The sequence below is a fragment of the Streptomyces sp. NBC_01384 genome, assembly GCF_045040035.1.
Taxonomy (GTDB): Bacteria; Actinomycetota; Actinomycetes; order Streptomycetales; family Streptomycetaceae; genus Streptomyces.
Genome location: NZ_CP109559.1, coordinates 1,533,226 through 1,544,531, shown reverse-complemented (window position 1 = coordinate 1,544,531; position 11,306 = coordinate 1,533,226). Strand labels below are relative to the sequence as shown.

General features: G+C 70.6%; 12 protein-coding genes and 2 pseudogenes. 6 read left to right on the top strand and 8 right to left on the bottom strand.

Annotated elements, in window-relative coordinates; all coding sequences use genetic code 11:
• Positions 1 to 6 precede the first annotated feature (6 nt).
• The 3 genes from OG747_RS06845 (at position 7) to OG747_RS06835 (ending at position 3,276) form a co-directional block, all read left to right on the top strand.
• A complete protein-coding gene (locus OG747_RS06845; RefSeq protein ID WP_405878391.1) occupies positions 7 to 387 on the top strand; it encodes a DUF742 domain-containing protein in 381 nt (126 codons plus the stop codon).
• Between the two features lie 294 nt (positions 388 to 681).
• Positions 682 to 1,509 (top strand): carbon-nitrogen hydrolase family protein, encoded by an 828-nt coding sequence (locus OG747_RS06840; RefSeq protein WP_405878390.1) that lies wholly within the window; start codon positions 682 to 684, stop codon positions 1,507 to 1,509.
• Positions 1,510 to 1,566: 57 nt separating this feature from the next.
• Positions 1,567 to 3,276, top strand: coding sequence for a flavin monoamine oxidase family protein (locus OG747_RS06835; RefSeq protein WP_405878389.1), 1,710 nt, complete (start codon positions 1,567 to 1,569; stop codon positions 3,274 to 3,276).
• Between the two features lie 29 nt (positions 3,277 to 3,305).
• Here OG747_RS06835 and OG747_RS06830 read toward each other — a convergent pair whose 3' ends face one another.
• Together OG747_RS06830 and OG747_RS06825 are read right to left on the bottom strand one after the other, a co-directional pair.
• Positions 3,306 to 4,238, bottom strand: coding sequence for an LLM class F420-dependent oxidoreductase (locus tag OG747_RS06830; protein WP_405878388.1), 933 nt, complete (start codon positions 4,236 to 4,238; stop codon positions 3,306 to 3,308).
• A gap of 58 nt (positions 4,239 to 4,296) precedes the next feature.
• The gene (locus OG747_RS06825; protein WP_405878387.1) at positions 4,297 to 5,001 is read right to left on the bottom strand and encodes a DUF5995 family protein; all 705 of its coding nucleotides are present in this window, start codon (positions 4,999 to 5,001) and stop codon (positions 4,297 to 4,299) included.
• A gap of 237 nt (positions 5,002 to 5,238) precedes the next feature.
• On the opposite strand from OG747_RS06825, the gene OG747_RS06820 reads away from it, so the two are divergent.
• The gene (locus OG747_RS06820; protein ID WP_405885462.1) at positions 5,239 to 6,363 is read left to right on the top strand and encodes a glycoside hydrolase family 6 protein; all 1,125 of its coding nucleotides are present in this window, start codon (positions 5,239 to 5,241) and stop codon (positions 6,361 to 6,363) included.
• Here the strand turns inward: OG747_RS06820 and OG747_RS06815 are convergent.
• Positions 6,345 to 6,615, bottom strand: a pseudogene (locus tag OG747_RS06815) (nitrate reductase); the annotation flags it as partial. The gene OG747_RS06820 and the pseudogene OG747_RS06815 sit on opposite strands and share 19 nt — an antisense overlap.
• A 28-nt stretch (positions 6,616 to 6,643) precedes the next feature.
• On the opposite strand from OG747_RS06815, the pseudogene OG747_RS06810 reads away from it, so the two are divergent.
• Positions 6,644 to 6,895: pseudogene (locus tag OG747_RS06810) on the top strand (solute carrier family 23 protein); the annotation flags it as partial.
• Positions 6,896 to 7,065: 170 nt separating this feature from the next.
• Here the strand turns inward: OG747_RS06810 and OG747_RS06805 are convergent.
• The 5 genes from OG747_RS06805 to OG747_RS06785 form a co-directional block, all read right to left on the bottom strand.
• Positions 7,066 to 7,374 (bottom strand): hypothetical protein, encoded by a 309-nt coding sequence (locus tag OG747_RS06805; RefSeq protein ID WP_405878386.1) that lies wholly within the window; start codon positions 7,372 to 7,374, stop codon positions 7,066 to 7,068.
• 877 nt (positions 7,375 to 8,251) lie between these two features.
• A complete protein-coding gene (locus tag OG747_RS06800; protein WP_405878385.1) occupies positions 8,252 to 8,524 on the bottom strand; it encodes a glutaredoxin domain-containing protein in 273 nt (90 codons plus the stop codon).
• Positions 8,525 to 8,573: 49 nt separating this feature from the next.
• Positions 8,574 to 8,750, bottom strand: a complete 177-nt coding sequence (locus OG747_RS06795) for a hypothetical protein (protein WP_405878384.1) — start codon at positions 8,748 to 8,750, stop codon at positions 8,574 to 8,576.
• A gap of 113 nt (positions 8,751 to 8,863) precedes the next feature.
• Positions 8,864 to 9,238, bottom strand: a complete 375-nt coding sequence (locus OG747_RS06790) for a hypothetical protein (RefSeq protein ID WP_405878383.1) — start codon at positions 9,236 to 9,238, stop codon at positions 8,864 to 8,866.
• A gap of 73 nt (positions 9,239 to 9,311) precedes the next feature.
• Positions 9,312 to 10,622, bottom strand: a complete 1,311-nt coding sequence (locus OG747_RS06785) for a hypothetical protein (protein WP_405878382.1) — start codon at positions 10,620 to 10,622, stop codon at positions 9,312 to 9,314.
• Between the two features lie 58 nt (positions 10,623 to 10,680).
• Here OG747_RS06785 and OG747_RS06780 point away from each other — a divergent pair, with 58 nt between their 5' ends.
• Positions 10,681 to 11,064, top strand: a complete 384-nt coding sequence (locus OG747_RS06780; protein WP_405878381.1) for a hypothetical protein — start codon at positions 10,681 to 10,683, stop codon at positions 11,062 to 11,064.
• The last annotated feature ends 242 nt before the right edge of the window (positions 11,065 to 11,306 follow it).

The following is an 11,306-nucleotide window of genomic DNA, read 5'->3' as shown; positions in this document are numbered from 1 at the left end:
CCGGCCGTGACCGACGACCACTGGTACGAGGACGAGACCGGGTCGATGGTGCGGCCCTACACCGTTACCCGGGGTCGGACCCGGCCCTCGGACCGGCACACGATCGATCTGATGTCCCAGGTCAGGGCCCTGGAGACGGACGAGGGGCAGCAGGGCGTCGATCACGCCCGCGCCGCCCTGCTCGCCCTGGTGCGCCACGGACCCCGGCCGGTCGTCGAGCTCGCCGCGGACGCCGATCTGCCCCTGACCGTCGTACGCGTGCTGCTCGGCGACCTGGCCGAGGCCGGTCTCGTGCGCATCGACGCACCGCGGCGGCCGGCACCGGGCGGCCCGGCGGCCGACCTGGAACTGCTGCGCGAGATCGTGGAGCGGCTGCGCGAGCTGTGAGAGCCGGACGCGAGCTGTGAGACACCGCCCCCGCCCACCTCTGGCGCCCGTCAGGCCGGAGGCGGTGACCACTTCCGGCACGACGGGTCGAGGCCCCTCACGACGGCGCCTGTGACCTGCGCCTCAGAGGGTTCTGTGCCCTGCCCGAGGACGCGCAACGAATCACCGCCGGGGGCCGGGCGCACGCAACGATTCGTCCACCGGCACGCAACGGCTCCTCCTTGTCCCCCCGAGCCCCCCGCCCGTACCGTCTAGACAGCCCCCGAATCCCCTCCGTACCCGTGAGGATCACGCATGCGCACAGCCCTGCTCCAGAGCTCCGGCCGCCCCGGCTCGATCGTCGAGAACCTCAAGGTCCTCGACGCGGCCGCGGGCCGGGCCGCCGCCGCCGGAGCGGGGCTCGTGGCGGCGCCGGAGATGTTCCTCACCGGGTACGCGATCGGCGACGACATCGCCCGCCTCGCCGAGCCCGCCGACGGCGCCTGCGCCGACGCGATCGCCGAGATCGCCACCCGCCACGGCGTGGCCGTCGTCTACGGCTACCCGGAGCGCGAGGGCGAGCGAAGCGAGATGGGGGTCCCCCCGGCCGAAGGCCGGGGGAGCGTCTACAACTCGGCGCAGCTCATCGCCGCCGACGGCACCCGGCTCGCGAACTACCGCAAGACCCACCTCTTCGGCAGCTTCGAGCGCGACCACTTCACCCCGGGCGACCAGCCCGTCGTCCAGGCGGACCTGAACGGCCTCCGCGTCGGCCTCATGATCTGCTACGACGTCGAGTTCCCGGAGAACGTCCGGGCGCACGCCCTCGCCGGCACCGACCTCCTCGTCGTGCCGACCGCGCAGATGCACCCCTTCCAGTTCGTCGCCGAGTCCGTCGTCCCGGTGCGTGCCTTCGAGAACCAGATGTACGTCGCGTACGTCAACCGGGTCGGCCCGGAGGGGGAGTTCGAGTTCGTCGGACTGTCCACGCTGACCGGGCCCGACGGGATCGCCCGCACCCGGGCCGGACGCGGTGAGGAGCTTGTCCTCGCCGACGCCGACCCCGCCTTCCTCGCGGCCTCGCGCGAGGCGAACCCGTATCTGAAAGACCGCCGCCCCGGCCTCTACGGGTCGCTCATCTGAAACCCGGCCGCCCCAGCGCTTCCCCTCACCAGCTTTCCCGCAAGGAGTCCGTACCCCATGACGTCCACGGTGCCCACCGCCGTCCAGCACGCCGACGCGCAGCAGCCGCCGATCACCATGTTCGGCCCGGACTTCCCGTACGCGTACGACGACTTCCTCGCCCACCCGGCGGGCCTCGGTCAGATACCCGCGACCGAGCACGGCACGGAGGTCGCGGTCATCGGCGGCGGTCTGTCCGGCATCGTGGCCGCGTACGAGCTGATGAAGATGGGCCTCAAGCCCGTCGTCTACGAGGCCGACGTGATCGGCGGGCGGCTGCGGACCGTGGGCTTCGAGGGGTGCGACCCGTCCCTCACCGCCGAGATGGGCGCCATGCGCTTCCCGCCCTCCTCCACCGCCCTCCAGCACTACATCGACCTGGTGGGTCTGGAGACCCGGCCGTTCCCCAACCCCCTCGCCGAGGCCACGCCCTCGACGGTCGTCGACCTCAAGGGCGAGTCGCACTACGCGACCACCGTCGACGACCTGCCGCAGGTCTACCGCGACGTGATGAACGCCTGGAACGCCTGCCTCGAAGACGGCGCCGACTTCTCCGACATGAACCAGGCCATGCGCGAGCGCGATGTGCCGCGCATCCGCGAGATCTGGTCCCAGCTCGTCGAGAAGCTCGACAACCAGACCTTCTACGGCTTCCTCTGCGAGTCGGAGTCCTTCAAGTCCTTCCGGCACCGAGAGATCTTCGGCCAGGTCGGCTTCGGCACGGGCGGCTGGGACACCGACTTCCCGAACTCGATCCTCGAGATCCTGCGCGTCGTCTACACCGAGGCCGACGACCACCACCGCGGCATCGTCGGCGGCTCCCAGCAGCTCCCGCTGAGGCTGTGGGAGCGCGAGCCGGAGAAGATCGTGCACTGGGCGTACGGCACCTCGCTCGCGAAGCTGCACGACGGCGCCCCGCGCCCGGCCGTGACCCGGCTGCACCGCACCGCGGGCAACCGGATCACGGTGACGGACGCGAACGGCGACATCCGCACGTTCAGGGCGGCGATCTTCACCGCCCAGTCCTGGATGCTGCTCTCCAAGATCGCCTGCGACGACTCGCTCTTCCCGATCGACCACTGGACGGCGATCGAGCGGACCCACTACATGGAGTCCTCCAAGCTCTTCGTGCCGGTCGACCGGCCCTTCTGGCTGGACAAGGCCGTCGACGACAAGGGAAATCCGACGGGCCGTGACGTCATGTCGATGACGCTCACCGACCGCATGACCCGCGGGACCTACCTCCTCGACGAGGGCCCGGACAAGCCCGCCGTCATCTGCCTCTCGTACACGTGGTGCGACGACAGCCTGAAGTGGCTGCCGCTGTCCGCGAACGAGCGGATGGAGGTCATGCTGAAGTCGCTCGGCGAGATCTACCCGAACGTCGACATCAGGAAGCACATCATCGGCAACCCGGTGACCGTGTCCTGGGAGAACGAGCCCTACTTCATGGGCGCGTTCAAGGCGAACCTGCCCGGCCACTACCGCTACCAGCGCCGCCTGTTCACGCACTTCATGCAGGACGCGCTGCCCGAGGACAAGCGGGGCATCTTCCTCGCCGGCGACGACATCTCCTGGACGGCCGGCTGGGCCGAGGGCGCCGTGCAGACCGCGCTGAACGCGGTCTGGGGCGTCATGCACCAGCTGGGCGGGGCGACCGACCCGACCAACCCCGGACCCGGCGACGTCTACGACGAGATCGCGCCGGTGGAACTGCCCGAGGACTGAGCCGGGCCGGTCAGCGTGGGGCGGCCCGGTCAGATTCCGGCCGCCCGTGCCGCCGCGTACACCTCGGCGGCCAGGCCCTTGAGCTCCTCGGCGTCCCGCGGGCCCTCCTGGAGGTCGAGGAAGTACTCGTCGAGGCCGATCTCGGCGTACGGGACCAGGTCCGACACGATCTGGTCGACGTTGCCCTGGAAGGGCTGGCGGTCCGCGCCGTCGTAGGCCTTGGCGGAGTAGTGCGCGTTGACCCGTACCACCGTCCGGATCGGCTCGGTGCGCCCGCGCTCGGCCGCGAGGTCCTGCACCTGCCGCCAATGGGAGGCGAGTTGGTCGGCGCCTCCCTGGGCCACGGGCTGCCAGCCGTCACCGCGGTCCACGAGCCGGGTCAGCGCCTTCTTGCTGAAGGCGGGCAGCAGGATCGGGATCGGCCGGGCCGGCTTCGGGGCGACGACAGCCGACTCGATCCTGGTCAGCCGGCCCTCGTACGACACCGGGTCCGGGCCCCACACCGCGCGGCACACGTCGAGGACCTCGTCCAGGACCCGGCCCCGCTCCTCGAACGGCGCCACGCCCGCGGCGGCGTACTCGTCGTGCGACCAGCCGGTCCCGAGGCCCACCACGACCCGGCCGCCGCTCGCCGCGTCCAGCGTGCCGAGGGTCCTGGCCAACTGGAACGGGCCGTGCAGCGGGGCGACCAGGACGCTGGTGCCGAGGCGTACCCGCTGCGTGGCCGCCGCGGCCAGCGTCAGGGTCACCAGAGGTTCGGCGACGCCGCGGTACGAGTCGGGCCAGGGCAGGTTCGGGACGCCGTACAGTCCCTGTGTCGCGGGCTCCGGGAACAGGGCGCGCTCGAACACCCACACGCTCTCGTAGCCGATCTCCTCGGCCGCGCGCGCCACGTCCGGGACGTCGCGACCGATGTCGTACTGCCGTGTTTGAGGAAGACTCAGACCCAGCCGAGCAGCCATGCTTGTGCTCCTTCGCATCAGGCATATGAATCGTGAACGTATCGCGTACGAGGGCGAGTTACGGGCCGTACGCGGCGATATGGCCGGATCGGTCGCCCAGGGGAGTGAGCAGCATCCGGCCGGCCAGGCCCACCACGTTGCCGAGACGGTCGGCGAACTCCTCGGCGAGGTCGGGGAGTCCGCGCAGCGCCCATAGGGCCCGCGCCGCCGACCAGGCCGCGTCGCGAGCCCTCTCCAGGCTCCACGAGCCGAGCAGATGGGTGAGCGGATCAGCGATCTGGAGGAGGTCGGGGCCCGGCATCAGATCTTCGCGGACGCGCTCCTCCAACGAGACGAGGAGGTCACCCACGCGCTCGAACTCGTCCTCCACATCGGCTGGTTCGCAGCGGAGCGTACGACAGGTGTCCACGACGGCGAGCGCCAGATCGTGTCCGATGTGCGCATTGATGCCCGCGAGCGCGAACTGCAGCGGGCGTACCCCGGGATGGCGCCGGAATTGGAACAGCGGCCGCCAGCAGGCGGGCGGGGCCCCCTCCTCGGCGACCCTCAGATAGCGCTCGGCGAAACGTACATCCAGCGTGACCACGGCCTCGGTGTCCGGGAATTCTCCCGCTTCCAGGCGCCGTTCGATCTCCTCGGTGACGGCGAGGTAGACGCGGTTGAAGACCGCGACCCCGTCCCGCTCCGGCAGGCTCGCCCGCACGGCGCGCATCCGGGAGACGACCATGTCCACCGGGGTGACGAACTGTTCCAACTGCGACATGAGGGCAGGGTCCCAGTCCTAGGCTGGCCGGAGCGCCGCCTGGCCGGGCGCATCCCCAGAACGGGGGAACGCGTCCGTGTCGGCAGCGGTGTGCCCGGCGCGAGTGGCGCGAGTGGCGCGAGTGGCTGGAGCAGCCGGAGTGGCGGGAACCGGGGGGAGCGGTACGTGTCAGGCTTACGTGCCCAGCGACTGGCCGCACGTAGGGCCGAGCGCAGGCGGGCGGCCCGGCGCGCCGCCATGGTCGCGGCGGCCTCGGTCGTCGTCGCGGTCGGCGCGGTGACCGGGACGATGTCCGCGCTCGACGGCGGGCGCCCCTCCGACGACGCCAGACCGCTGGTGACCCGCTCACCCAGCCTCCAGCCGCTGCCCGCCGTACCGACGCCTTCCCCGACGCGGACCCGGACCTCGGCCTCGCCGTCCCCGTCGTCGCACTCCCCGTCCCCGGGGCCGAGCCCGACGCCCTCCCCGAGCAGCAAGGAGCCGGAGACCGTGGCCGCACCCGCCCTGCTCTACCGCCACCCCGACTCCCAGGTCCTCGACTGGGTCGCCTCCCATCCCGGCGACTTCCGGCGCGCGGTCATCGAGTCCCGGATCGCGGAGCGCCCGGCCGCCGTCTGGTTCGCGGACTTCACACCGGCCACCGTCACCGCGCGGGTCAGGGCGGTGACCGCGGGCGCCGCCGCCGAGGGCCGGGTCCCGGTCGTCGTGCCTTACGCCATCCCGCAGCGCGACTGCGGAGGTGCCTCGGGGGGCGGGGCGCCCGACCTCGCCGCGTACGACGGCTGGATCGAGAACTTCGCGGAGGGCCTCGGCTCCGACGAGGTGATCGTCATCCTGGAGCCGGACTCGATCGCCCAGGCCGACTGCCTCCCCGCGGGCGACCGGGCCGCCCGTTTCGCCTCGCTGGCCCGCGCGGGCCGCGTCCTCAAGGCCGCCGACCCCCGGGCCCGCGTCTACTACGACGCCGGCCACTCCGGCTGGAACTCCGCTGACAAACAGGCCGCGCTCCTCGAACAGGCGGGCGCCGCCTCGTCCGCCTCCTCCGACGGCATCTTCACCAACGTGTCCAACTTCCACCGTACGAGCGACGAGATCGCTTATGCCCGGCAGGTGCTGTCCGCGCTGGGCGGCCCCGCGAGCCTGGGCGCCGTCATCGACACCAGCCGCAACGGCAACGGCGCCCCCGCGGACGGTGAGTGGTGCGATCCGGCGGGCCGGAAGATCGGCCGGGCGCCGACCCTGAAGACCGGGGAGGCCAGGATCGACGCCTATCTGTGGGTGAAGCTGCCGGGGGAGTCGGACGGCTGCAAGGGCACGCCGGGGGCCTTCTCGGCGGAGTACGCCTATGAGCTGGCGCGCTGATCGTCCGCCTCGTCCGCCTCGTCGTACGAGGACGTGCCGGAGTCCAGCAGCGGTTCCTGCGCCTTGAGATGGGCCGGGGCCATCGCCCGCAGCGCGTGGTACCCGGTGATCACGACGAGGGTTGCCGAGCGCGATGCCGCTGAGCGAGAAGGTGTCCGTGAACTTCAGCGTGACGCCGCCGACGCCGATGATGATGCCCGCCGCGGCCGGCACCAGGTTCAGGGGGTTGCGCAGGTCGACCCGGCCGTGAAGCGTGGACGCGGTCACCGGCGCCAGGTACCTGACGGCGGGCAAGATCCACTCGGCGGACGCGGGCGGCAAGGTCGTCGATCACTGGCGCCTCGACCTGACCCCGGTCAAGGAGGCTGACTGGATCGGTTTCCCCGACCTGCACGCCCCCTCGTTCAGCGGATCGGCGATCATCGTGGCCCTTCCGGTCCTGATCGCTCTGGTTGCAGAGAACGCCGGTCACATCAAGGCCGTCGGAGAGATGACGGGCGACCCACTGGACGACAGGATCGGCACCGCCATCATGAACCGCGACTTCGCCCAGACGGACGCCTTCGCCGGCTACCCCGCCCTCCCGGCTGCGACCGTCCCATCGGCGGCCACTGACCTCAGCCGTCCACGGCGGCCACCTCCTGACCGTGGCGCTCACCTGCAGCTTCTCGCCTATTCGCGGTGGGGTGACACTTTCGTTGACTAGCGGTAGTCGTCCGGGTACGACTGCATCCAAGTGTTGATCTTGTCGCGGGTCGTGACCAGCAGGCTCTGGTGCTTGTGGAGGTTATCGAACGTGAATTCGCCACCCAGCGCGGTCTGCATCTGCCCGATCCAGGCGAGCGGCTGCTTGAAGTGGGCTGTGCCCTTCGGGCTGACCTTCATCGAGTTGCCGAGGTCGTCGAGGTTGGTCAGGAGACGGCTGAGGAAGTACTGGCAGTTCCCGGGGGTCCCACAGCTGTCGTTGTACGTTGCTTGCAGTACTGCGAAGGCGTCTCGTACCTGCGGCACGGCCGCGCCCGGAGCGGCCGGGGTGGTCGGGTAGCCAGTCGATGTGGCGGTGCTCGGCGTTGGCGAACTCCTGACCCCTTTTGCCGCAGTGGTCCCGGGCGTCGGCGCCGCCGTGACGGAGGAATCCGCGGGCCCGGACCCGGCCTCGGTGCTGTGTCCACCAGAGCAGCCGGTCGCGAGAGCGCCTGCAAGTAGCACGACGGCCACTCCGGGTATGAGCTGGGTTCCGCGCACGGCTTGTCCTCGAGTTCCGGGATGATGAACAGGGCGATACGCGTGCATACCCTGTGCTGGTGTCCGCTGTCCAACTGACGCAGGTGGAGGGGATCCGCGAGGGGATGCGGACCCGGTAGGAAGTCAGGCGAGCCATTTACGACGCCGTCACCGGCCCTGTAATCGATCCGCACCCATCGCCTATTCCCGTCGCTACTGGAAGTCTGCAGGTTACTCATACGATTCGCCGACCGGCGACGCGCTGAACCTGACGTTCCGTCAGGCCCGATGTGCCGCGCGCGGCCATCGCCACGATGCCCGTTGGTGCGACCTCGGATGTGGGCCGCCCGAGATCAACGGCGTAGGTCCACAGATCGCTACCGTCGAGCGGCGGAGTCCGGGCGCGACGGGCAGGTCGGCGTGATCGACTGCCTCTGTACGACGGGGCGCGCGGCGGAGGCCGATACCGCGGAACGGGCGTCGCGGCTGGAACTGGCTTCCCTCCCGGTCGAGGGCGTCGCACTCCGGATCTACGACGACATGGTCGAGGTGCTGTGCGATGCGGAACAGAGTGGGCTCGCGTTGGAGTGGTGCCCGACGGCCCTCGACCGCGTCGGGGTCGGCCACAGGCCGTCGGCCCCGACCCGTCTCCCATCCCGCCAGGTCAGGACGCCAGCAGGTGCGGGGCGTACTCGCGGACCGCATCCAGCAGTTGTCGCTTCGACGGGTTGACCATTACGTGCCCGGCGACGGTGACGGTGGGCACCGTCTCGTTCCCGTCCGCGACGGAACGGACGAACGCCGCTGCGTCCTTGTCCCGCCAGATGTTCCGCTTGGTGTAGCGCAGGCGGGTGAAGAGCAGGCTCAGTCGCAGGTTCATGCAGAACACGCAGCCGGGTCGCCAGTACATCACGACGCCGTCCCGTTCCTCGGACATGGCCCCTCCCCATGCGGTGTTGCTGTCCCTGGCGGCTGGAACGCCCAGCCTACTGGACGCCAGAGCCTGTACCGCGGGGCGTGGCCAGGATCTCGCGGCCGCGGTCCGGGGTGATCAGCTGGGCCAGGACCGGGTCGGCGAACAGGGATATCGGGGCAATATGGTCCTCGCACACCGGGCGCCACAGGCGCAGCGCGGGCTCGGAGTTCGGGCCAGGCTTCGTCACACAGGTCCGCGCGGACCGCCCGCGTCCAGTGGGCGGGATCGACGGCCTCGGGGTGCTCGGCGGTCGGCCAACGGCCGGTCTTGGCCATGTTCGTCGGATGTTGTTGCGGACATTCACGGTGAGCGTGGAGGTGCCGTACCACCGCTGCAGAAAGGACGACCACGGTTCGGGAACCCCAGCCAGGCCCGGGGCGTGATTGAAACCGGGACCGCAGGGGTCTGGCAGTGTCCGAGATCGGCCGTGATCTTTTGCAGAGCGAAGAACCTGGCCGAGTAGCGGGTGCTGGTCGCCGGGTGGGCATGCAGGCGGGCGAACACCTCGGTGGTCAGATCCTCGATCCGGGGGCTGCGGTTGATCAGCAGGGCCTGGGCCAGGACACCGGGTAGCTGGTAGCGGCCGTCCTCGCGGTTCCGGCTGCGGTATCCCCAGCGGTCCGCGACGACCGCGACCACGTCCATCGCCGTCGCGACGGCTTCGGCGCCGGACACGAGCTGGGCGAGGTAGAGCCGGTCGAAGCCAATTTCGCGGATCCTGTGATCGCCCGGTCGTCGCGGGAAGAGATCAGGACTCGTGACCGCCCCCCGGCCGCGGGCTTCGAGAGAGCCAGAGGTCCCGGTTGCCCGCGATCAGCACGCGCCCGTCCGCGAGGGTGACCGCCGCGCTCGGGGGGTCCTCGCTGCAGCCGAGGCTGCCGCGCTTCCAGCCTGTGGTCGTCCGGTTGCCGACCCAGACGGAACCGCACAGCACTGTACGGGTGTTCGGCTTGGACTTGGGTCGGGGGGCCGAGCCGACCAGGACCGGGTGGCCCGCGGAGTCGATGGTCGCGGCTGTGATCTTGCCGGGGCCCATCGCTGAATTGTCCACCCGGGTCCAGTGGATGCCGTCCTGGCTGGTGAGAACCAGCGGGAGGGAGTCGTAGAAGGCTCCGGCCCTGGCATAGCCGCCCACGGCGAACCAGTGGTTCGACGCGTACAGGATGCTGTGCACCTGTGTGCCCGGTGGCATCCCGGCGATTTCGCCGGACGTCCAGTGCGCGCCGCCATCCGCGCTGCGCCAGAACGGGATCGTGCCCGAGGAGTGGAAGTCGAAAGCGTTGGTCGCCGCCGCGCCGAAGGCGACGACCTCCTTGCCATTGACGCCGAAGTCGCCCACGGGTGTGGACGGTTGCCGGCCGTCGATCGCCGGCAGCGGCACGCGACGCACGGTCTTGCCTGCGTCGTCGGACGCGAACACGTACGGAGACTCCACCTGGTCGACCCGCTGGCCGCCGCCAATCAGCAGGAGCGAGCCGAACTTCACCGCGGTGTTCACCGAGGCGTCGTCTGCGGTCTCCTGCTCGGGGCGGGTGTTGAACGTCAGCGGCAGCGTGGCGAGCCGGAACTGCTCGCCGTTCGGCGCCCGGCGGGTCAGAGTGGCGCCGACACCGACCAGCGAACCGTCGTTCCACGGCACCACCACGTCGCCCGGCAGGCCGCCCCCCGGCCAGCCGCTGCGCATGGAGTACGGCACGTCGGTTTCGTCGTCGGCGCCTGGCTTCGGGGTGATCGAGAGCTTCGTGCAGCCGTCGGAACCAGTCCAGTTGACGTTCGCATAGCGGTACCCGTTGGCGTACGTCCCCTCGCCCAGGGCGCAGTCGCCCAGCGGCACCAGCTGGCGCAGACCCTCGCCTGGCGCCACATACCCCTTGTTGTGCGGGTCCGTCACCGACGGGTAGTCCACCGCGCCCGCATACTCCTTGAACCCGAGCTCTGCCGCGCTCGTGTCCCCCGTGCCGGTTTCCCCCGTGCTGATCCTGCCGCAGCCGCCCAGTACCAGGGCCGCGCCGACTGCCAGGCTCGCGACGGCGGCGAGCCTCCCCCTACGTGTTCTCATCCCTTCACGCTACTGAACTCGAACGCGTGATGCCGGGAGTTGCCATAGCGGGTGCTGCATGCGAGCCCCGACTTCCTTCACAGGGACCGAGCGCATCGGCGAGTGCGGTCGCTGCCTCGATGGGTATGCGATCACCGGCGGCACCGCAGGCGACAGCCACTACCTCTACGACGCCGAGGGCAACCTTCTGCTCCAGAAGGGCCCCTCCAGCACCACCCTCTACCTGCCCGGCGAGCAGCTCACCCTCAACACCACCAGCGGCACCGTCAACGGCGTCCGCTACTGTGCCCAGGCCCCCCGCGCGCAGCAGCAGATGCCCCAGGGTCACGTGAGCACCCACCGGCCGATGCCCTGGCGCCGGCCGGGGTCCGGTACCACCCCCGCCCCGCGTGCCAGTGCTGCTTCAGCCACCACGTCGCGGCGGCAGCCACCCCACCACTGACAAAGACGTGCGTCGACACGGACCAAGACGGGCGGACCGCGAGCCCGATGAGGTGCGGCGTGGGCCCCCTGCCGCCGGTCCGTTCCTTCGGACGGCGGCCGGGCCCGTGTGTCGTCGGGGCTGGTGCGACGGGTATGACGGATCACCACCCCCGTTACCTTTTCCGTGGCCCCGCAATGGGGCGCCTGGCCCCCGGGCCCGGTATGGCTGTGTGCCCCCTGTCGTACGGATGACCTGGGGGG

Bases quoted from the DNA above. Each gene is read 5' to 3' on its own strand.
- OG747_RS06840 (WP_405878390.1), top strand. From the start codon at position 682: ATGCGCACAGCCCTGCTCCAGAGCTCCGGCCGCCCCGGCTCGATCGTC.
- OG747_RS06825 (WP_405878387.1), bottom strand. From the start codon at position 5,001: ATGTCGCAGTTGGAACAGTTCGTCACCCCGGTGGACATGGTCGTCTCC.
- OG747_RS06800 (WP_405878385.1), bottom strand. From the start codon at position 8,524: ATGTCCGAGGAACGGGACGGCGTCGTGATGTACTGGCGACCCGGCTGC.
- OG747_RS06820 (WP_405885462.1), top strand. From the start codon at position 5,239: ATGGTCGCGGCGGCCTCGGTCGTCGTCGCGGTCGGCGCGGTGACCGGG.
- OG747_RS06780 (WP_405878381.1), top strand. From the start codon at position 10,681: ATGCGAGCCCCGACTTCCTTCACAGGGACCGAGCGCATCGGCGAGTGC.
- OG747_RS06835 (WP_405878389.1), top strand. From the start codon at position 1,567: ATGACGTCCACGGTGCCCACCGCCGTCCAGCACGCCGACGCGCAGCAG.
- OG747_RS06785 (WP_405878382.1), bottom strand. From the start codon at position 10,622: ATGAGAACACGTAGGGGGAGGCTCGCCGCCGTCGCGAGCCTGGCAGTC.
- OG747_RS06830 (WP_405878388.1), bottom strand. From the start codon at position 4,238: ATGGCTGCTCGGCTGGGTCTGAGTCTTCCTCAAACACGGCAGTACGAC.